Consider the following 25,138-nt stretch of genomic DNA (forward strand, 5'->3'; position numbering starts at 1 on the left):
ATGTCTGTTAACCGAAAACGTAAAAAGAGAGAAGATATTGCCATAATAGGAATTGCCGGCCGATTTCCAGGCGCTGCATCGTTCGGGACATTATGGCAGAATATCAGGAGTGGTACCTGTTCTGTAAGCAGGATTCCTGCTGGTAGATGGAACATTAACAGTTACTTCAGCCGGGATAAGGAAGATCTATTTAAGTCATACTCAATACATGGTGGTTTTATTGAAGGCGTTGATCTTTTTGATGCAGAATATTTTGGAATTGGAGATGACAGGGCGAAATATTTAGACCCGCAACAGAGGCTGTTATTAGAAGTTGTTGCAGAGTCAATCAATCATGCAGGTTATAAGGCAGGAGAGCTCAGTAATAAAAATGTTGGTGTGTTTATCGGTGCGCATAAAGGAGATTATGAATTTGATGGTCTGTTTTCTCGTCTTCATGACGAAGAATCCAGTTCGTTTGGAAAATTAATTAACTCTAAAAATGGTTTTATCGGAAACATGCCAAATATGATTCCGGCGATGGTTTCTGATTTCTTCAATTTTACAGGAGCCTCACTGGCTATATCAACTGCATGTTCTTCTTCATTGGTATCAGTGCATATGGGGTGTAAGAGTATTATTAATGGTGAGTCTGACCTTGTTGTTGCCGGAGGAGTTGAATTAATTTTGTCTCCTAAACTTCATATAAGTTGTTCGAAGGCGGGCATGTTGTCAACAGATGGCAGGTGTAAAACCTTTTCAGAAAATGCTGATGGTTTTGTATTGGCTGAAGGAGTTGGGGCCGTTTTGTTGAAATCATTAAAAAAAGCGGAGCAGGATGGAGACAACGTGCATGCTGTTATCAAGTCATCAGCTGTGAATAATGACGGCAGAACCATGTCAGTCGTTATGCCAAATATGCTGGCACAGGAAAAAGTTATTGAAAAGGCACTGAGAATGGGTGATATAGATCCGTTAACCATAGGCTATCTGGAGGTAAACGGGTCAGGGACCCTTGTTGGTGATCCTATTGAAATCAGAGCGGCCAGCAGGGCATATGGGAAATACACGGATAAGAAATCGTTTTGTGCGGTTGGTTCTATCAAGACAAATATAGGACATGCCGGAACCGCTGCCGGTATCGCAAGTTTATTAAAAGTTATTTTATCTCTGGAAAACAAACAGATTCCACCCACTTTGCATTGTGACAAGATAAACCAGAACATTAAATTTCATGAGACTCCGTTTTATCCAAATACCAGGCTGAAGGAATGGAGATCTGATAACGGGACCAGGCGTGCGGGAGTCAGCAGCTTTGGGTTTGGTGGTACAAACTGTCACATGATTTTGGAAGAATTCGTTCTGCAGGAAGGCAGGTATTCTATTAATAGGCGTCCGTTACCACCTATTCAGTTTAACAGAAAAAGATATTGGATCGGAGAGAGGGCAGACCTAAATGATTCTCCTGTCAAAGCGAAGAAAGTTGATTACTCACTTAATAAGAATAGAGCGTCTATTCATACTCATAATATTAATCAAGGGCACAAATTCCTGCACAACGATACATTGCAGAGAAAGATAGAACAATACATTCAATTGAATATTGCAGGTAAACTATCACTATCTGTTTCCGACATTGATCTTCAAACGAGATTTTTGGAGATGGGAATTGATTCTACTGTTTTAATAGCGCTCGTTAATCAGTTTAAGACAGATCTGGATCTGGAAATAAGTCCTGCATTATTGTTTGAGTACCAGAATATTAAAGAGCTGGCACAATATTTTACTGTTTGTGGTAGTGAGAATCTCTCTGCCTTTTTTGGCGTTGATATCATACAGAAAGAGAATATATACTCAAATCAGCATAGTAACGTTGTTGAAGATCGTTCCTGTTTATCTTCTGTTAATGTTCAGAAGAACTTACCACAAAGGGATAGAGCTCATTCAGAGAAAAAGATGAAGTATGATGAGATAGCAATTATTGGAATTGAGGGACGATTTCCGGAATCCAGGGACACCTCTGAGTTCTGGAATAATCTACTGGAAGAAAAAAACTGTATTTCTCTGATTCCAAGAGATAGATGGGAATGGGAACACTATTTTGGGAATCCGCAGGATGAGATCAATAAGACAAACTCCAAATGGGGTGGGTTTATAGAAGATGTTGACAAGTTTGATGCATTATTTTTCAATATTTCTCCACGGGAAGCGGAACTTATCGATCCACAGCATCGTATATTTCTTGAGACAGTCTGGAAGGCCATAGAGAATTCCGGTTACAAGGTGTCTGATTTTTCGGGAACTAAGACAGGAGTATTTGTGGGTGTGTCCACTAATGATTACTGTGAATTGCAGGACAGGTGTAATCAGGATGTAAACACACATACCTCCACGGGAATGGTACATTCCATGTTGCCCAATCGTATATCTTACCTGTTAAATCTTCATGGTCCCAGTGAAGCGGTTGACACTGCATGTTCCAGTTCATTAGTAGCTGTTCATCGTGCAGTAAGTTCAATACTTACCGGGGAATGTGAAATAGCAATTGCCGGTGGGGTAAATATATTGCTGACTCCAAAATTATTTATCTCCTTCAGCAAGGCGGGTATACTCTCTCCTGAAGGCCGGTGCAAAACATTTGATAAAAGTGCGGATGGATATGTAAGAGGAGAAGGTGCCGGTGCGATATTGTTAAAGCCCTTGACGAGGGCAATAGAGGACAACGACTATATATATGGTGTTATAAAGGGAAGTGCTGTTAATCATGGGGGACATGCAAGTTCTTTAACCGCTCCGAATCCTGACATTCAGGCCGATCTTTTAGTAAATGCGTATGGAATCGCCGGTATTGATCCTGAAACCGTGAGCTATATTGAGACACACGGAACAGGTACGGTGTTGGGCGATCCTGTAGAGATTAATGGATTAAAGAAGGCTTTTAACGAACTCAATAAAAGATATAACAGGGGGAGCGGTAGTAAGAACTATTGCGGTTTAGGATCCGTGAAAACTAATATAGGTCATCTTGAGGCTGCCGCTGGTATAGCCGGCGTAATAAAAGTATTGCTTTCAATGAAGCACAGGAAGATACCGGCAACGATTAATTTTCAGGAACTGAATCCGTACATAGATATTTCTGGCAGCCCTTTTTATATAGTGAAAAATGTACGTGAATGGAAGCGCCTGAATGATGAAAAGGGAACTCCTGTGCCGAGACGGGCAGGAGTGAGTTCATTCGGGTTTGGTGGAGCAAACGCTCATATCGTACTTGAAGAGTTTGAAGATCGCAGAGAAGGAGTCTCCTCAGATCGAAAGCTGGATCCTGAAGAATCTTTCATAATTGTGCTGTCGGCAAAAAGTGAAGATCAGCTAAAGGAGTATACAAAACGTTTGAACAATTATCTCAAACCTGAGTGTGATAAGGTGGATAATTCGGTTGAAGCAGATGGCTCTCATTACATTGGTGAAATCGCCTACACACTTCAGACAGGTAGAGATGCCTTTAATGAGAGACTGGCATTGGTAGTTAATGACAGAAAGGATTTAGTACAGAAATTAGATGAATATCTGGATGGATTTGAGAGCATGGAAGGTTTGTATAGGGGGAGTATTAAGCCAGGTAAGAGAGGGGACGGAAGGATTGAGCGGTCAAAAGAGGAAAGGGAGTTTGTTTTACACCTTTTCCATACCAGGAAGTATTCAAAGATTGCCGCGTTCTGGGTAGACGGTTCTGATATTGATTGGGAAGGTATATACTCTCAAAAGGGATACAGGCGGATACCGCTTCCTACATATCCATTTGCTCGTGAAAGGTACTGGATAGAAAATGAAAGTATTATGCCTGTGTCAGAGAATAGTGCATTAGAAGATAATTTGATTCCCGTTGTTGATTCATCATTTCACGTACCTGGAGATGTAGTTGAATTCAGGAGACAATTACAAAAGAGTGAAGCTGCGATAAAAGATCATATAGTTGGAGGTCGTTGTATTCTACCAGGTGTGAGCTATCTGGAAATGGCGCATGTTGCGGGCAGCATTTCAAATGGAAACATGATACACAAGATGCGTAGGATCGTCTGGTCAGCCCCACTCATCGTTGATGATAATGGATCAGAAGTCAGCATAAAAATATATAAAAGTAATAACAATTTAGATTATGAAATAAGTAGTAGTTCTCGTAATAAACCGGTTATTCATTCCACGGGAAGGTTAGTATACGGTCAGGCAATGGCAAATAATCATAATCCGTATGTTGATATCGAAGCTGTTAAGCGGAGATGTACCGGAAAAATTAAGAAAGATGAAATTTATCGCTTTTTTAAAACAAATGGAATTGTCTACGGGAAATATTTTAAAGGATTAAGCGAGTTATATACAGGTAACATGGAGGCAATCGGCTGTGTTCAGATTCCTGAAGTGACACAGGATGAATTAAATAAGTACGCCCTGCATCCGGCTATACTTGATTCTGCATTTCAAAGTTTTGTAGGCACAATTCAGGATAGAGAAAGTAACAAGGCAGAAATTATTCTGCCATTTTCTGTTGAAGAAATAGAGGTATTTGGGAGTCTTAAAAATAATTGTTATTCTTATGTCAAAGTGATTGAAAATAATCCGGAAAAGGGGATAGGAAGGTATAATATAGAGATACTGGATGAAGAGGGAAATATATTAGTTGCAATAAGAAACTTTTGTGTAATCAGGCAGAAGAGTAGCATTGTGCGGAACGAACGGCTTTCTAAATATAATAAATCAGAAATAGATACTCAGGATAATGACAGAAACACCTCATCGGTATTAGTCAGGGAAGAGTTTCACAAAGGATCTGATGTATTTTACCTACCTGACTGGAGAGAAGAAGAGGTGAGCACTCTTAAGAATGTAATGGCGGTTGATAATAAAAAAAGAGGGACGAGGGGTGAAAGCGTACTGATTTTCAATTATGGTGAAGATTCTGGAATAGGTGACAGTATTGCCGGGGTACATCAAGAACAGGAGGTAATTAATATAAGACCAGGGAAGAAGTATGGTAAATCCAGTGAACATGTTTACGAAATAGACGTAAAGGAGCAGGCAGATTATGACCGATTATTTTCTGCGATTGGGTATATAGATACGATTTATTTCCTCGGAGGTTTATGCAGTGACGAAACGGAAATAACCAATGCAGAAAGATTAGATATCAGTCAGGAACGGGGAGTTCTGTCTTTATTCAGAATTGTTAAGGGTATTATTAACAACAATAAAGTGAATGAGATAAATCAATTAAAAGTAATTACTAATAATTTACAGCATGTAAACAGGTCTGACGCGAGTTTAATCCCTTATGCCGGGTCACTTGTTGGACTTGCAAGAGTAATTTCACGAGAACTCCCAACGCTGAGTATTTGTAGTGTAGATATAAATAAAGAAGAAGTGAACGTAGGTGGAAATGGGCCTAGAGACACAGATTGGGTAAAGAATATTTTCGAACAGATCAAAAAAGAGAATGGTTCAGTCCCTTTTCTGGAGATTGCCCTGAGACAGAACAGGCGTTATGTCAAAGGAATAAAAGCAATCAAACTGTTTTCGAAAGGAAGAAAGAGCTTACCGTTACGGATGAAAGGTGTTTACCTTATTATTGGAGGAGCAGGCGGAATAGGATTTGCAATTAGTAAATATCTTTCAACAGAAGTACAGGCCAGACTCATACTGGTAGGCCGTCGTGATCTGGGTCAAGTAGAGAATAGCAGGCTAAACGAAATTAAGGAAACCGGAGGAGAGGTATTATATTTAAAGGGTGATGTGACAAAAATTGAAGACATGCATCAGGTTATTAAGGAGGGAAAATCAAGGTTTGGAAAAATCAATGGAGTAATTCATTCTGCTATAGTTTTAAGAGATAATTTGCTTTCAAGACAGGATGAAGTGGCTTTCAGAGATGCGCTGGATCCAAAGGTTAAAGGGTGTTTTGTATTGAACGAAGTTACAAAGAATGAACCTATGGATTTCCTCGTATTCTTTTCATCACTGAACTCTATGTATGGTAATTCAGGTCAGGGCAGTTATGTAGCTGGTTGTGCTTTTGAAGATGCATTTGGGCTTTATTTAAAGACGGTAAAAGAGAGGCCGGTAAAAATAATTAACTGGGGATATTGGGGAGATGTTGGGATTGTTTCTAAAGATGGATATAGAAAAATTCTCGAAAAACAGGGTATCTACGCACTGAGTAAGAGTGACGGTATTGAAATGTTCAAAAAAGCGATGGCAAGCAGGAAATTACAGTTACTGGCAATCAAGGCAGACAATAACCTTTTAAAAGAACTGAAATTAAATACAGATAAGATTCTTTGTGAATATGAAGAAAGACAGCGTTCTAATGTAACAGAAATAATAGAACATGTGAACATGATCAGAACTGGAGATTCGCTAAATGTAAATGGCAGTTTAGATGATTGTGGCGGCTTGGAAGAAATCGAAGAATTTGGCAGGGTATTATTGCTAAAGGTCTTTCAGGAAATTGGCATACTTAAAAACAAAGACGAGCTATATGATCTGAATGAGTTGAGTAAGAGGCTTGGTATTGCCAATAAGTATACAGAATTATATGAGGCACTGCTGGGAATATTAGAAACTCATAAATATATAGAACGTAAAGGGCATGAGATACTGGTAACTGAAAAGGTAGAATCACGGGAAACAATCAAATATACAAGGCGTATCGAGAAAGTGAAGGAACGACTTATGAGTACTTATCCCGATATGCAGCCCCATGTCATTCTGATTGATAATTGTGTACGTAATTATCCTTCGATCCTGGCTGGCAGAATGGATCATATGGAGATAATGTTTCCAAATGGTTCCATGGAAATGGTGGAGGGTATTTATAAAGGAAACAGAGTTTCAGACTACTTCAATAATCTCCTGACGAAAACTGTTGAATCAATCATTAAACAGAAGTTGATGGAGAATGGATCTGAAGAAAAAGTAAAAATACTGGAGGTCGGGTCTGGAACAGGAGGCACAAGTGCCTGGGTTTTTGAAGGCGTAAGAGATTATGGTGACAATATCGAATATTGTTACACAGATATATCAGTTGGCTTTGTCAATTATGGTAAAACGAAATTTAGTGAAAAATATCCATTTGTAAGATTTAAGGAATTGAATATAGAAAAAAATATAGAGGCTCAGGGATTTGAGATTGATGAGTTTGATATTGTTCTTGCATCTAACGTATTTCACGCTACCCGGGATTTGAAAAATACACTGAACCAGGCCAAGAAATTGCTAACTACAAATGGTATTTTGCTTCTGAATGAAGTTACCAGGGTACAGGATTTTCTCACGATGACTTTTGGATTAACTGAAGGTTGGTGGCTGTTTGAGGATAAAGATGTAAGGATTGCCAATTCACCTCTATTGAGCCCTTCAAAATGGAGAGAGTTGTTAAGTGATATGGGCTTCAGAAAAATAGAAATAATTGATGAGGGCAACTATGATAACGGGAGAATTGCCTTTAATTTGATAATAGGAGAAAGCAACGGTCTGGCTGAATTTGATTCGGACCCAATAATTGACAGAAATGGTGTTGTTGAAATAGAAGAAGATGCCGCTTCAAATTATCATCCTGTCATGGATACCGTTATTCCTGATGATCAGTTAATCAGCAATACAACCGAATACCTGAAAGATATTTTTGTAGCAGTATTAAAGATAAGAAAAAGCCAGATAGAAACCAATGTAGATTTTGCAGCGTATGGACTTGACTCTCTGGTAACGCAGGAGGTTGTGAGTAAGCTGGAGAAAGTATTTGGGGATTTGCCTAAAACTCTTTTGTTCGAGCATATGAATTTAAAGAGCCTGGCAATGTACTTTATTAAAAACCATAGAAAATGTTTGAATACGTTCTTTGAAATGGATCCAACCGGTAATGAAAAAGATTTCAAAGAAGTGCAATGCAGTGAAGCACTTTATAAGCAGACATACGATGAAGATAAAGCTGACATATCAGGAGATGAATCAATCAAAATAAGAAATGATAATCGGGCTTCTGACGATGCAATTGCAATTGTCGGGTTGAGCGGCCGGTATCCTCTGGCGGATGATACAACTGAATATTGGGATAATTTAAAAAAAGGGAGAAACTGTATTACCGAAATACCTGGTGAGCGGTGGGACCATGAATGTCTATTCGATACCGACAGGAATAAGGAGAATAAAAGCTACAGTAAATGGGGAGGGTTTGTGAGTGATTATGATAAATTCGATCCTGTATTCTTCAACATATCTCCAAGAGAGGCGGCAACAATGGATCCGCATCAGCGTCTGTTTCTGGAGATAGCCTGGGCAGTCCTGGAAGATTCAGGCTATATTAGAGAAAAATTAAAAAGAGATATTGGCGTATTTGTAGGGGTGATGTCAGGAGAATATCAGCTATATGGAAGAGGAAGATCATTGAAGGGAGATGTACAATATCCTGATTCCGCTTATTGGTCTATAGCTAACAGGATTTCATACTTTTTGGATTTCTGTGGTCCAAGCCTGGCGATTGATACCGCATGTTCATCATCATTAACTGCAATACATATGGCATGTGAAAGCATCCGAAGGGGAGAATGCTGTGCGGCAATAGCCGGTGGGGTTAACTTGCTGGTCCATCCTGACAAATATATTCAATATAGCATGGCAAATGTCTTATCACATGATGAAAACTGCAAGTCTTTTGGAGAAGGGGCAGATGGTTTTGTTTGTGGAGAGGGTGTCGGTGCCTTGTTTTTAAAACCATTAAGTTACGCACTGACAGATAATGATCAGATATATGGTGTTATTAAAGGCTCGTTTATTAATGCCGGAGGTAAAACAAGTGGTTATACTGTACCGAATCCTAACGCACAGACTGATTTAATCAGTAAAGCCATTGAGAAAGCGGGTATTGATCCAAGAACAATAAGCTATGTAGAGGCCCATGGTACGGGGACATCTTTGGGAGACCCGATTGAGATAACGGGATTAAAAAACGCATTTAATAAATATACAGAAGACAGACAGTATTGTCCAATTGGATCAGTTAAATCAAATATTGGCCATTTAGAGGCTGCTGCAGGTATCGCAGGAGTGACTAAGGTTTTAATGCAGTTGAAATATCGGCAGTTGGTCCCTTCCATACATTCTGCAAGTCTCAACCCAAAAATTGATTTCAGTAATTCTCCATTTTTTGTCCAGCGTGAGTTAAGTGACTGGGAGAGACCTGTCGTAACTGAAGAAGAAGTGGCAAAAGAGTTTCCAAGAAGAGCAAGTATAAGCTCATTTGGTGCTGGTGGAGCAAACGCGCATATTATTATTGAAGAGTTTGTGAAGCCGGATCAAAGTCATGCATCTTGTGAAAGCGGCTCTGGAGATTCAGAGATTATTATTCTTTCAGCAAACAACAGTGACAGGCTCCTTGAATATGCAGGAAAATTGAAGCGCTATCTGGAACAAATAATTAAAGATACTACTACAGAACCAGATGTCGTAAAAATAAATGGTTCTCATCGCTCATGGATACCTTGTCTGAAGGATATCGCGTATACACTTCAGACAGGAAGAGAGGCTTTTGACGAAAGATTGGCTTTTGTTGTTACGACAAAAGAGGAACTGGTTCTGAAATTAAATGATTACATAAGCGGAAAGTGTGATGTTGATAATCTGTTTAAGGGAAATGTAAAAACATTCAGAGATAAAATAACGGTATTTGATAGTGCCGGAGAAGATAAGGCGTATGTCAGGATGATAATTGAAGGAGGTAAAATAAAAAAAATAGCTTCTCTGTGGATCGCAGGTGCTGACATTAATTGGGACTTGCTCCATGAAAACAAGGTTTGCAGACGTATTTCATTACCCACATATCCATTCGAAAGAAAGAGATATTGGATTAATCCAGACCAGCAAGAGAATGATAAAGATGCAGGCTGTGGAATACCTCTCAAAGAAAGAGAAATGAAGGGGCCTGATGATTCTGGAAATAGTAATGCCGGGATTTTTAACAACAAGATAATAAAGGAAGGTAGAGGATATATACGGGAGGAAAGTATTTGTGAGGCTGATGGTTCTTTGCTGATATTTATTCAAGATATAATAAAAAAGGGACTGTGTAAATTACTTTATTTGGATAGTGTGGAAATTGACACGGAAAGAAAATTTATAGATTTGGGGCTGGATTCAGTAGTCGCAGTGGGTTTAATTAAGTATGTGAATAAGGAACTGGGGTTAAACCTTAAAGCATCTATAATTTATGATTATCCCAGTATCAAAGAAATATCCGTGCACCTTGTAAAAGATTATGGAGAAGCCATAGGTCACAACCTTCAAAATGGGAAGAAAGAGTTATCAACATATTCAGAGAAAACCAAAGTAATGGAGTCTAATGCACATTCTCACTCTTCAAAGTATTCTCTTAAAAATATAGATTCAGGAGACCGTAATAAACCGGGAATGAGTGAATCAACACAGGAAAAGAAACCAAGTGTCTCTGATAGGGATGTCAGTATAGTAAATAAAAACAGGAAACAGAATACGAAAAAATATTTCCAAGGTGGTAAAAGTGGCCGGAATAATGATTCATTGAGAAGGTTTATTGAGGAAAAAATAAAGAAACATTTGTGTAATGCCTTGTATTTTAAGGAAGAAGAAATTGACATTGAAAGAAAATTTATAGATTTGGGACTGGATTCAGTAATTGCTGTTGAATTAATTAAAAAGGTAAATAATGAATTGGGCCTGAACCTTAAAGCTTCTGTTATTTATGATTATCCCAGTATCAGTGAAATATCCGGGTACCTTTTAGAAAGTTATCGAGACAAAATAAGTAACAAGCAGGAGTGCGGCGAAGAAAATGAAAAAAAAGACAAAGGAAAAAATATTTTAAAGAGGTTAGATATACATAATGCTCCTTCCCTGGAAACTATTAAAAGTCCTGAAATGACAGGATTGAAAAACATAAGTGGGCAATATCAGGGTTTATTAATTGAAGGTATTAATAGTATAGACAGCATTAAAATAAGCAGTCTCAAATTTGACGATCCGGAAGAAAATGAGGTACAGATTTCAGTAAGAGCATGTACGGTTGGCCTTGCAGATTTATTATGTGTTAAAGGTCTATATCCAACCATGCCGGAATACCCTTTTATTCCGGGTTTTGAAGTCTCAGGGATTGTTGTAAAGACCGGCAGTGCGGTAAAGAAGTTTAAATATGGTGATGAAGTAATTGCGGCAACAGGAAAATTTCTGGGTGGCCATGCTGAGGTTGTTAACACAAAGGAAGCCTTCACGGTAAGAAAACCTGAAAATACAAGTTTTGAGGAAGCTTGTTCATTGCCGGTCGCATTTATAACCGCTTACTGTTGTCTACATGAAGCAGGTAGATTACGGGAGGGAGAAAAGGTCCTTATACAGACTGCCGCAAGCGCTGTCGGGTTGATAGCTGTTCAATTGGCAAAGTTGCTGCAAGCTGAGATCTTTGGAACTGCAGGTTCACCGGAAAAATTGCAATACCTCAAAGAGATTGGAGTAACGCACGTTATAAATTATCGGGAAGAAGATTTTGCCGAAAGGATAATGCAGATTACCAACGGTTACGGGATTGACGTTGTACTGAATACACTTACTGGTGAATCAGCACAGAAAGGATTGGATATTTTAGCACCGGGAGGAAGATATATAGATATTGCAGTTGCGGGACTGAGAGCATCCAGGTCATTTGATCTATCAAATATGGTTAACAATCAAACTTTTTCAAGTATCGATTTAAGAAAGGGGAAGCTGGAGAAACCTGAGGATAAGCTCGAAATAATGTTGAGAATGCTTGATGATGGATTAATCAAACCTGTTGTTTCCAGGATATTGCCATTCAGTGAAATTAATAAGGCTTACAATGACATTGAAAAACGCAAGAATATTGGAAGAGTTGTTTTGTCCGTACCTGCCAGGGTGTTCCAGCCATCGGATGATCTGATATTTAAAAAAGGAACTGAAACCATTCCACAAAATAAGAAGGAAACTTATTCTGCTGGGAATAAAAACAGAAAAGAGATTGCTGTTATTGGTATATCAGGAAGGTTTGCAGGTTCTGATACTATTGATGAATATTGGGAAAACCTGCTAAATGGTTTAAGTTGTATTACAGAGGTTTCAGCTGCAAGATGGAATATAGATGAATTTTATGACACGGATCAGTCAAAACCGAATAAGAGTTACAGTAAATGGGCTGGTTGCGTAAGGGATATAGATAAATTTGAACCTTCTTTTTTTGAGATATCTCGAAAGGAGGCGGAGTTACTGGATCCGCAGCAGAGGATATTTTTAGAGGAGACATGGAATGCGTTAGAAGATGCCGCATATTCAGATAGTATGTTATCAAACAGAAAATGTGGGGTTTTTGTGGGTGTAGGAGGTAGTGAATACGAAAAAATGTTGAAACGGGAAGGGATGCAGCCTGATGCCTATACGCTTACCGGAAATACCTCTTCAATCCTGACTTCACGCATTGCGTATATACTTAATTTAAAAGGACCAAGCATTGCCATAGATACTGCCTGCTCATCGTCCCTGGTGGCTATTCATCTTGCGTGTGAGAGTATTATCAGAGGTGAATGCGATATGGCACTTGCAGGTGGCGTCTATGTTATGGTAATGCCGGATATGCACATTATGATGAGTAAAGCGGGAATGCTATCTCCTGATGGCAGGTGTAAAACCTTTGATAATTCTGCGGATGGATTTGTACCGGGGGAGGGTGTAGGTGTAGTTGTTCTCAAGTTACTTGAAAAAGCAAAAGCAGACGGAGATCATATTTATGGTGTAATAAAGGGCAGTGGTATAAATCAGGACGGTTCAACAAATGGAATTACAGCTCCGAATACACATTCTCAGACTGAGTTGGAATTAGAGATATACAGAAAATCAGGAATTAATCCTGAAACTATCGGGTATGTTGAAGCACATGGAACAGGGACAAAGCTTGGAGACCCAATTGAAATTGAAGCTCTGAAAAAGGCTTTCAGTGAATATACAGGGAAAAAACAATATTGTGGAATAGGATCGGTAAAGCCGAATATTGGGCACACGTTAACTGCGGCGGGAGTCGCGAGTGTCCTTAAGGTTCTTTTGTCTCTAAAGCACAAAAAACTACCTCCGACTATACATTTTAATGAAGAAAACGACCATATTGACTTTGCGGACAGCCCTTTTTATGTTAATGACAAAGTGCGGGAATGGAAAGCAATAGATGGTATACCCAGAAGGGCAGCAGTTAGTTCATTTGGTTATAGTGGTACAAACTGTCATATGGTTATTGAAGAATCACCTGTTGTTGAAAGCCATATAACGGAAAGCATGCCTTATTATTTGATAACTATTTCTGCCAGAACAGAAAATTCACTTAATAAAAAGTTAAAAGATTTAAAAGGATGGGTAAAAACTACAGGGAAAAATTGTGACTTACGTGATATCAGTTATACGCTGAATGCCGGAAGGAGTCACTTTAGTGAACGTACGGCTTTTGTCGTAAAAGATATAGGGGATATGGTCGGAAAGATAGAAGCGGTTATGGCAAATGGAAATTCCGAAGATTGCTATAAAGGATCTAAAAACGGAAAATCGGATTATATTGATTCTCGGAATCAGGAATCAACATACAGATTGATTGAAGAACTACAAGGTATTGAATCAAATAGTGATGCCTATAAAGAGAATCTATCAAAACTGGCAAATTTGTTTATACAGGGTCTAGATATAGACTGGTATGCATTCTATAGAGGTAGTAAATGTAATCGTATATCACTTCCAACCTATCCATTCATGCGGGAAAGGTTTTGGGCTGAGAATGTACATGATCCTGCTGAACAATTGACGAAAGACAGTGAGGTAGATGCAAAACAGTCAAGCAGCAGGCTTGAAAGTAACAGAGAAGATTTGATGGCTATATTGAAAAAACTGGAAGAAAAAAGCATTTCTGCTGATGATGCGGATAGATTAACGTTTGTAAGAGCACAGAAAGGAACGTCTCCGTATGCGTAGAGATGAGGATGGTAAAGAAATTAAGCTGACTGACAAGAAGCAGATATTTAAACTGGTTGAAGATCAGCAGATAAATGCTGATGACGCCATGGAGTTATTAGATAAGCTTCAGAATCATAATAAGGTTGTTATTTATACCAGTTCAATTACAGAAGGTCATAAGCTCAAATGTGGTAATTCCGGAAAAGTTAATAAGAATGAGGAAAAAACGGTCAGTAATGATGTTACTGTTAAAGAGAAAAATGATGTCAGCCGTGTACCATGTGCATCCAATATAAATCAGAACAGGCTAATGCAGGAGACTCTTAATTATTTGAAGAATCTGCTTTCAAGTGAATTACGACAGCCGAAAGCAGATCTTGATATTTTTGAAGATCTTGGAGGGTTTGGGCTGGATTCAATTGTAATCAGAAGAGTGAATATTGAGCTGGAAAATACATTCGGACCTTTGTCCAGTACCTTATTTTTTGAATATACCAATATAAACGATCTGGCAGATTATTTTATGGGAAATCACGGGGATAAATTAAATGAAATTTTCTGCATAAATGGAAATGAGACAATCTCTATTTCTGATTCAGAAAATGATATTAGTGGAAATATTGAGTCAAAAGCTGGTACCGGTTTTGTTGATGACGAAAAATACAAACCGGTTGCTGTAAAGTATGAAACTAAAAAGTACAGGAATGAGGATATAGCCATAATCGGTGTTTGCGGAAGGTACCCCGGGGCAGATAATCTTGATGAATTCTGGGAAAATCTGAAGAATGGTATAGATTGTATTACTGAGATTCCAGCTGAACGATGGGACTATAGCAGGTTTTATGATCCTGATAAGAAAAAGTCAGATAAGAGCTGTTGCAAATGGGGAGGGTTCATTACAGATGTAGATAAATTTGATCCTCTTTTCTTTAATATTTCACCCCGCGAAGCAGAATTGATGGACCCCCAGGAAAGACTGTTTCTGGAGACTGTATGGTCAACAATTGAAGATGCCGGTTATTCAAGTAAAAGTATAAAAGATTCAGGTGAAAGAGTTGGTGTATTTGCAGGAATTACGTGGGGCAGTTATCAGTTACTTGGAGCAGAAGAGTGGAATAAAGGGAATATGGTCATTCCAAAATCTCTCTATTGGTCACTGGCAAACAGGGTTTCCTATTTTTTTGATTTTCAGGGACCCAGCATGCCGGTTGATACAGCTTGTTCGTCATCGCTTACTGCCATACATATGGCCTGTGAAAGTATTAAAAGAGGTGAGTGTAAAGCAGCCATTGCAGGAGGTGTGAATTTATATCTTCACCCCTCAAAGTATATCAGTATGAGTCAGATGAAATTTGTTTCAAGTGACGGTAAATGTCGGAGCTTTGGTGAAGGTGGCGATGGATATGTTCCTGGAGAGGGAGTTGGAGCGATATTTTTAAAACCTCTTAAAGATGCTGTTGCGGATGGAGACCAGGTATATGCCATTATTAAGGGCACCTCAATTAATCACGGGGGAAAGACGAACAGCTATACGGTGCCTAATCCTAACGCACAGGCAGATCTTGTCTCAGATGCAATAGGAAAAGCTGATATTAATCCCAGAACAATCAGTTATATAGAAGCTCATGGTACCGGGACATCTTTAGGTGATCCAATTGAGATTACAGGTTTGAAGAAATCATTTACGAAGCATACGAACGATAAACAGTTTTGTGCTATTGGATCAGTAAAATCTAATATTGGACACCTGGAGTCAGCCGCTGGTATTGCGGCACTGACAAAAGTCTTATTGCAGATAAAACACGGACTGCTGGTACCTACATTACATTCAGATAAAATAAATCGTGATATAAATTTTGAGGATTCCCCATTTTACCTGCAACATACGTCAGGTATTTGGGAACGGCCAAATATAAAAGATAATATAAAAAATGAAATGAAAGAATATCCCAGAAGGGCTGGAATCAGCTCATTCGGGGCTGGGGGTGCTAACGCACACATAATAATTGAAGAGTTTAATGAAAATGATTATATTCCTGCCAAAGAGAACAGACGTATCAGTAAACCAGAAATAGTAATTCTTTCTGCCAGAAACACTGAATGTCTCAGTAAATATGCAGAAAGTTTAAGAGATTATGTCAAATCGGATATTGCTAAGGTAGATGGATCAGGAGTAGCAGGAAGTCCTCGGTATCTTGGAGACATTGCGTATACATTGCAGACGGGGCGAGATGCATTTGATGAGAGGCTTGCGGTAGTGGCAGAGAGTTGTGATGAGTTGGTGCGTAAGCTGGATGATTATTTGAATGGGGCAAAGGGTATAGAGGGCGTGTATAGAGGACGTGTAAAGTCGGGTGGAAGTCCTGAGGGCTGGCTGGGTGGTACGAAGGAGGAAAAGGATTTTGTTTTACAGCTTTTTAACGCCCGGAGATACTCTAAGATTGCTGCATTCTGGGTAGAGGGGGCTGAGATCGATTGGGAAGTATTCAACCGTAATAAGGGATTCAGGCGTATATCACTGCCCACGTATCCCTTTGCCCGTGAGAGGTATTGGATATCAACATCTGATGCCAGTGGCAAGATGGATACCGGCATAGTAAGGGGGCTTCATCCCCTGGTAGACGTGAACGAATCGACATTAGAGGAAGAGCGGTTCAGGAAGAGTTTTACGGGCAGTGAATTTTATCTAAAGGACCATGTAGTTGCGGGTAAGGAGACCTTGCCGGGAGTTGCGTATATTGAGATGGCGAGGGCTGCAGGAGAGATTGCTAAGGGATCTCCGGTAACGAGTATAAGAAACATAGTCTGGGCAAGTCCCATAACAATTGACTCAAAGAATAGAGAGGGACGGGAGGTAATCATCAGCATATACCCGGGTGACAGTACTATCGGTTTTGAGGTGAGCACGGAACAGGAAGGTGGCGGTAAGATAGTGCACACACAGGGAAAGATTGCTTATGGTCCGGGTGATAACAGGCAGGTGGATCTTCAGACAGGCGAGAAGGAATTTGCTATTGAGGTGATAAAGGGCAGATGTACGGCTATAAAGAAGCGGGAGGATATCTATAGGAGGTTCAAGGCAGCGGGCATCAGCTACGGTACGGGATTTCAATGTATAGAGGAGATACGTAGTAATGGTAGAGAAGCGCTTTCGAGGATAAAGATTCCGGAGGTTGTGAAAAGTGGTGTTGGTGACTACGTACTGCATCCTTCGCTCATGGATGGGGCGTTACAGTCAGTAATGGGATTGGCAGAGGATGACGAAGCGTTTCAGAGTGGATTCTATCTGCCTTTTGCCCTTGGCGGGGTTGAGATAATAAGGCCGTTGACGGAAAGCTGTTATGCTTACGTGACAATAGGAGATGGTGATAAGAAAGCAGGTTTCGGTGTAAAGAGATACGATATAAGTATACTGGATGAATCGGGCGAAGTGCTGGTACGGCTTAAGGGTTTTTCGGTAAGGGCCTTACGTGGCGGCGATCTGAACAAGAGAATCTCTGTGGAGGTAGTGGAGAGCAATGAACGATATTATCACCCTGTATGGGAAAGGGTTGAGCTGACAGGTACAGGAGAAAGCCGAGAGACCGGTACAATATTGCTGCTTGACCGTGGTGAAAAAGAAAAGGGTGGGCAGTGGTTAAATAGAGAGGAGATAGTCAAAGGTGGAAAAATAATCCATGTCATACCCGGTACTGCATATAAAAAGCTGGCAGCGAATAGATACGAAATAGATCCGGAGTCTTCAGAGGATTATGAGAAGTTGTTTAAAGAGCTGGGAGTAAGAGGGTTAATGCCTGCCTCTATTTTACATACATGGAATTATGTAAAGGAAGCTGGCGGTCTTCCGAATAGTAAAGAAGCGTTGGATAGCAGCCTGAAGATGGGGATATATGCAGTGTTTAACATAAGCAATGCAATGATGAAGTGTAAGATTAAGGAGAGAGTAAGGCTGTTATATCTATTCGATAGTACAAAGGGCGGGGTACAGCCTCAGGATGCTGCTTTAGGTGGTTTTGCAAAGACGATAAGACAGGAGAATCCGAAGTTTGACTACAGAACCATACAGATAGACTCTGCGGAAGCTGATTCTGTTGTATTGGATTGGGTAGTCAGGGAACTGCAAACTGAAGAAAACCAAGACCATGTTGAGGTTCTTTACCGGGATAACGAGAGATATGTGAGGAAGGTGGAAGAGTTCGTACCGGAAAAGATTGAAAAGAGAGAAAAGAGCGGTAAGGAGAGTACCATACCCGCAAGTGTTCCGTTAAAAGAAAACGGGGTGTACGTGATAACAGGTGGTGCCGGAGGGTTGGGGCTTATCTTTTCGAGGTATTTATCAGAGAAATACCGGGCAAAGCTGGTGTTAACGGGCAGGTCTGAGGTGGATGAAGAGATAGGGGAGAAACTGAAGGGTATAGAGGAGTTGGGTGGAGAAGTCGTCTATCTACAGGCGGATGTATGCAGTAATACAGATATGGAGAAAGTGGTAAGGGAGGCGAAACAGAGGTACGGGAGTGTAGACGGAGTGATCCATGGTGCGGGGGTGATAGAAGATGTCTTTGTCATGAAGAAGGATAAGGGGAGTTTTGAGAGGGTGCTTGGCCCCAAGGTGTATGGATTGTTGAATCTTGATCGGGTGACAGTGGAAGAGGAACTTGACTTTTTTGTGATGTTTTCATCACTTGCTTCTGTGATAGGCAATATTGGGCAGAGTGATTACGCGAGCGGCAACAGGTATATGGATAGTTACGCTGAGTTAAGGGAGCGATTGAGAGGGGAAGGTAAGAGAAGTGGAGTGAGCCTGTCGATTAACTGGCCGTTATGGAAGGATGGAGGGATGAGGCTCCATGAAGAATCTGAGCGGATGTTGTTCAAGATATCCGGGATGAAGCCGTTGGGGAGTGAAGCAGGTATCAGGGCCTTTGAGTGTGCGTTGGCCAGCGGTAAAAGTCAGTGTATTGTTATTGATGGAGAGAGAGAAAAGGTAAACAGGTTGCTGCAGATTTCTGAGAGTGCCGGTATAGCGGTGGAGGAAGCGACTGAAGATTCCGGAGCATTTTCTGAAACAGGGATAAAGGATGATGATCTGAAAGGTCGTGTACAGCAGGAGATGATTGGTCTGTTGTCAGAGCAGCTGAAGGTAGAGAAGTCGGAAATTGATATCGATGCAGATATAAGTGAATACGGAGTAGACTCCATAATGATCATGAATATGATGAATGAGATGGAGCAGAGGTATGGGAAGGTTGTGGAGGCGTCAGTGATCATGGAGCATCCGACGGTAAGCAGTATGTCTGATTATCTGATAGAAAAGAAGATTATCCCGCTGGAGAGGATTTTTGGTACTACGGAAGATACTAAGATCGAGGTTGTAGCAGAAGGAGATATTAACAGACTGAAAGAGGAAGCAGTTATCTTGCCGATAAAGAGGACTCAGAGGCCGAGGTTTGTGGATTCAAAGTCAGTGGGTGTTAAGGGTATTGCCAGGCCTGAAGGTGGTCCTGAGTCTGGAAAAATAGCGATAATCGGTATGTCGGGCTGTTTTCCCGGTTCAAAGGATTTAGAAAGATTCTGGGAGAATCTGAGGGATGGTAAAGATCTGATAATGGATGTGCCAGAGCAGAGGTGGAATATTGAGGAATATTTCAGTCTGGATAAGGCGGCTTTTAACAAGGCGTATTCGCGGTGGGGAGGGTTTATAGAAGATATAGAGATGTTTGATGCCGGGTTTTTCGGCATAAGTGAATCAGATGCAGCAGGGATTGATCCGCAGCACAGGATTCTGCTTGAGAGGACACAGGAGTTACTGGACAGATGCGGATACACGAAAGATGAGATGAGCAGGAGCAGGACGGGGGTGTATATTGGAGGTGGTAGCAGTAAATACAATTCGATGGGTGAGTTTTCAGGAGATCAGGCTGGTAATATAGTGGTAAACCTGATACAGAACATGATGGCAGCGAGGATATCAGATTTTTATGATTTGAGGGGGCCGTCGTTGACGATGGATACGGCGTGCTCATCGTCGCTGGTTGCAATACATAATGCGTGTCAGTGTCTCAGGGGCGGAGAGATAGAGATGGCGATAACGGGAGGAGTGGAACTGCTGTTAGATTCATCAGGACATGTAGCGTTCAGTCAGGCGAAGGTGTTATCAGATGATGGTGTGTCGCATGTGTTTGATAAGAAGGCGAACGGGTTTGTACTGGGAGAGGGGTCAGGGCTGGTGCTGTTAAAGAGGCTGGAGAATGCGATACGGGATGGAGATCAGATAGACGGTGTGATATTGGGGTCCGCGGTGAACAATGATGGACATACGATGGGGTTAACGACACCTAATCTTGAGGCACAGAGAGAGGTGATAGAGGAGGCGATCAGCAATAGTGGGGTGAGTCCGGATAGTATCAGTTATCTTGAGGCGCATGGTACGGGTACGTTGCTGGGAGATCCTATAGAGATCAAGGCGGCAACGCAGGTGTACAGGAAGTATACGCAGGGGAGACAGGTATGCGGGGTGGGTTCGGTAAAGTCAAATATAGGTCATTTGTTACGGGCTGCGGGGGTTGCGAGTTTTATAAAGGTGGTACTGGCGCTGAAGCACAGACAGATACCGCCGACGCTTCATTGTGAGGATCCGCATCCCAGGTTCAGGTTTGATGAGTCGCCATTTTATCCGGTAACAGAGTTAGAGGAGTGGAGGCAGAGGGAAGGAGTGAGGAGGTCTGGGATTTCGTCGTTTGGATTTGGTGGAACGAACTGTCACATGATAGTGGAGGAGTTTGATAATGAGAAGAGGGGTTATAAACCGGAAAGAAATCCACTGCCGCTTACTCAGTTCCATAAGAAAAGATACTGGATCGGTAATGAATATGACGATAGCAATACTATAGGTTTTGATGAACAAATGAATAGCCTCAACACAGTCTATACACAAGAATTTACCTATAATGAATTGTTATTGAAAGATCATACGGTATTTGATGAGCAGGTGCTTCTGGGTGTTACCCATTGCAGCATGGTAATAGATGCTGCACGTTTATACAGACCAGGTAAAGGATTAATACAGATAAAAAGACTATTGTTGTTAGACCCGGTTAAGGTTTTTCCTGGTGAGACAGTTACCGTTAATATTGATTTTAAAGAAGATGATGGCAGTATCCATTTTTACAGTAAATATTTTAAGGCCTCAGATAGTCGTCAGCATGAATCGGCAAACGGTGAATTAATTTACGATGCTGGTATTAAGGATGCTGAAAGTATAAATATCAGTGAAATTATGAAGAATGCAAAAAAGACTATTTCAGGCGCTGATGTATACAGGAGGCTTGCAAAAAACAATATTATTCATGGGCCTTCGTTACAGGTATTAAGTAAGGCATATTGCTTTGAAGACAAGGTGTTGGGGGAGCTTGTATTAAAAAACGATATATTAAATGATGGCAAGTCATATTATATCCATCCTGGTCTCCTTGATGGATCGGTAGTCAGCTCTTTATGTTCATTATCATTACAGGATAGTGACAATAATACATTTGTTCCATTATTTATAAAGCAGGTGGATGTTTACGGGGCATTACCGGACAGGTGTTACTGCTTATCAAATGTAAAAAAAACAAATTCAGAAATTCTGGTTATTGATGTTGGATTTTATAATGAGATTGGTGAGTTATTGCTTAAGTTTTACGATTTCTCCTGTAAGAGGGTGAATTCCAGAGAAATATTTGGAGCACAATCTGTCGATGATGCTGATTACAAGACAGCAAAGGAATTTGTTCATTCTGATAGTAATGGATATGTACAGCCAGGAAATGAAGATGTTTCTGATAATGCAGGAGGAATCAGGGAATTAATTGAAAAATTTATTGTAAAACAAATAAGGCAAATACTTAATGATTCAAATATGACAATTGAGTTAGATAAAAATTTTATGGATCTGGGTGTTAACTCCACAAGCTTGATTGAAACTACCCGTAAACTGGAGAAAGATTTGAGGATTGAGCTTTACCCGACTCTGTTTTTTGAATACCAGAATATTAAGGAGTTAACAGATTATTTTTATCAAGAGCATAAGGGAAAAATTTCTGAATATTTTAATCTTAAAAACACTCTATCCAATAGCAGTACTAGTGTACAGAGTGACTTAAAGCAGAATCAATTCACTGATAAAAAGAAACAGAAAAAAACAAGTATGAAGAGTATTCAGAAACAAAAAGAAGAAAGGATTGATATAGCAATTATCGGCATGTCCGGCAGATTTGCCAGTTCTGGAAATTTAGACGAACTCTGGCAGAATTTAAAGGAGGGAAGAGACTTAATAAAGGAAGTACCTGGGGACCACTGGGATTATAGGCCATGGTATGATCCTGACCCTGAAGCGGTTGATAAGACATATTGTAAATGGGGAAGCTTTATAGAAGACATAGATAAATTTGACCCTCTCTTTTTTAATATTTCTCCCAGAGAAGCAAAAACAATGGATCCGCAGTTAAGAATTTTAATGGAAGTTCTCTATGAAACCATAGAGGATGCCGGTTATTGTCAGAAAATTAAGGGATCAAGGACGGGGATGTATGTTGGTGTGTGTTTTCACGATTACGCCGAAGAAATGGCAAGGCAGAATAAACCTGTAGATCCATATGATGGGACTGGTACCGCCGCTACAATGCTTGCCAATCGTCCTTCATATTTTTTTGATCTTAAAGGGCCAAGCCTGTCTGTTGATACTGCCTGTTCCTCTTCACTCGTAGCATTGCATCTGGCCTGCAAGGCTATACAAAACGGTGAATGTGATATGGCGTTTACCGGTGGGACTAACTTGATATTGTCACCGAATCATTATGTATATTTCAGTTCTATAGGTGCATTATCACCAAGCGGTAGATCTCATACATTCGATAAAGCTGCCGATGGATATGTGCCCGGTGAAGGTGTGGCAGCTGTATTATTAAAGCCTTTACAAGACGCTGTTCGGGATGGGGATAATATACATGCAGTAATAAAAGGAACATCTATTAATCATGGAGGATATACAAATACCATAACGGCTCCAAGCCCAAAGCTGGAGGCAGAAGTAATTATTAATGCATGGAAAGATGCTGAGATTGATCCGGAAACAGTGAGTTATATCGAAGCCCATGGTACCGGTACAAAGCTGGGTGATCCAATAGAGATTACGGGACTCAGAAATGCTTTCAGTCAATTTACCAAAAGTAATGAGTTTTGTCATATAGGTTCAGTGAAAGCAAATATTGGTCACACTGAAGGTGCTGCAGGACTTGCGGGAGTGATAAAGGTTGTGCTATCTATGAAGAACAGACAGATACCGCCAATGCCTCAATTTAAAGAGCTAAACCCATATATAAGATTGAATAACACCCCTCTCCTTATAAATAATGAACTTATTAATTGGAAAACGGAAAACGGTAACCCAAGAAGGGCAGGCGTAAGTTCTTTTGGTTTCGGTGGTGCCTATGCCCATGCTGTTTTAGAGGAATTTACTGATGATAAAGACATAGGCTCTGCTACGTTATCAGGATACGACACTACGAGCATAATCGTTCTTTCAGCAAAAAGCAGAAAGCAGCTCGATACAAGTGCTGGTGAATTAAGGGATTTCCTGAATAAAGATGATGGTGATAGTGATCTGAGAGATGTCGATGGAAAGAAAGGTAAACAGAACAATGTTGAGAAAACCCCCACTCTTAGAGATATTGCGTATAGTTTACAAACCGGAAGAGAGGTTTTTGAGGAACGCCTTGCAGTAATTGTTAACACGAAAACAGAGTTGATAGAGAAGCTGGATGATTATGTTAAAGGAGAAAAACATATTGAGAATTTACTGACAGGAAGGCTGGAATTGAATAATAGTGCTATTTCCTTAATACAGGGAGAGGATGAAGTAAATACTCTTATTCATAAGCTGTTTAAGACAGGGGATTATCTGAAAATTGCATCTTTATGGGTAGCAGGATTGGAAATAAATTGGGAAGGATTATATGTCAATGGTACACAAACAAGGATCTCGCTTCCTACTTACCCCTTTATGCGAGAGAGGTATTGGATGGATACAACAAATACCTCTGGTGATGAAATAAAAACCAGATCTTCTCATCTTCATCCGTTAATAGATGTTAATGAATCTACCCTGGAGGAAGAGGCCTTCAGGAAAACTTTTCATGGAAATGAGTTCTACCTGCAGGACCATGTCGTTATGGGTCGGGAAGTACTTCCTGGTGTTGCATATCTCGAAATGGCAAGAGCAGCGGCGGATCTTGCGAGCAAACGGTTTCGAGTAAAAAAAATGAAAAATACAGTATGGATCAGACCAATATCAACTAATGGAAAACCGGCGAATATTTCAATAACCTTGAACCCGAAAAGTGAATTTGTCGATTATGAAGTATTCAGTGATGGTGATAATCAAAAATATGTTCATTGTCAAGGGCAGATTATATATGAACTAAAGGATAGTAATGACAGAGGTTTTATATCCGAAAAGAGTTTTGAGAAAGTGGAAAATATATCTAAGATTGAAATAGATTTAATAAGGAAAAAGTGCTCAGTAAGAAAAAACAGTTCAGAATTTTACCGGATACTTGAAAAACGTGGGCTTTCCATAGGACCAAGACTTCAATCTATTCAGGAACTCTATAGTAATGGTAGTGAAGTTCTTGCAAAATTAAAATTACCCGATGAGATTAAAGGTAATAGGGGGGAATACATACTACATCCAACATTAATGGATGGAGCTTTGCAGTCTATAGTTGGATTTGATGATACCCATAATAATAATTATAAAGGCCTCTATCTGCCATTTTTTCTCGGTGAAGTGGACATAATACGACCATTAATTGATAATTGCTATGTTTATGTAAGGGCTTCATCTATAAAAAACAGACTTGATAACGGTTCACGTGCATTTGATATTGATGTCATCGATGATGAAGGATATCCTGTCGTTAAAATTAAAAACATATCATTCAAGTCTTTTATACAAAAAAACCATAATAGTGATTTTGGTAATGATGATCTCAGAAAGGTATTAAGAGAATTGAAGACAGGAAATATTTCATTAGAAGAAGCAGATACAAAGATTAGCCAGGCAGGGGCGAATAAAGAGTAGTTTAATATTTGAGATAAGAAT

At 40.0% G+C, this 25,138-nt stretch carries 2 protein-coding genes; both read left to right on the plus strand.

The features are described 5' to 3' along the window. The gene (locus SCALIN_RS00360) at positions 1-14,013 is read left to right on the plus strand and encodes an SDR family NAD(P)-dependent oxidoreductase (protein ID WP_096892279.1); all 14,013 of its coding nucleotides are present in this window, start codon (positions 1-3) and stop codon (positions 14,011-14,013) included. After that, positions 14,006-25,117, plus strand: a complete 11,112-nt coding sequence (locus SCALIN_RS00365; protein ID WP_096892280.1) for an SDR family NAD(P)-dependent oxidoreductase — start codon at positions 14,006-14,008, stop codon at positions 25,115-25,117. Before SCALIN_RS00360 ends, SCALIN_RS00365 begins: the two co-directional genes overlap by 8 nt. The last annotated feature ends 21 nt before the right edge of the window (positions 25,118-25,138 follow it).

Source organism: Candidatus Scalindua japonica (assembly GCF_002443295.1).
Taxonomy (GTDB): Bacteria; Planctomycetota; Brocadiia; order Brocadiales; family Scalinduaceae; genus Scalindua; species Scalindua japonica.

Coding starts and splice junctions, on each gene's coding strand:
- SCALIN_RS00360 (WP_096892279.1), top strand. CDS start 1: ATGTCTGTTAACCGAAAACGTAAAAAGAGAGAAGATATTGCCATAATA.
- SCALIN_RS00365 (WP_096892280.1), top strand. CDS start 14,006: ATGCGTAGAGATGAGGATGGTAAAGAAATTAAGCTGACTGACAAGAAG.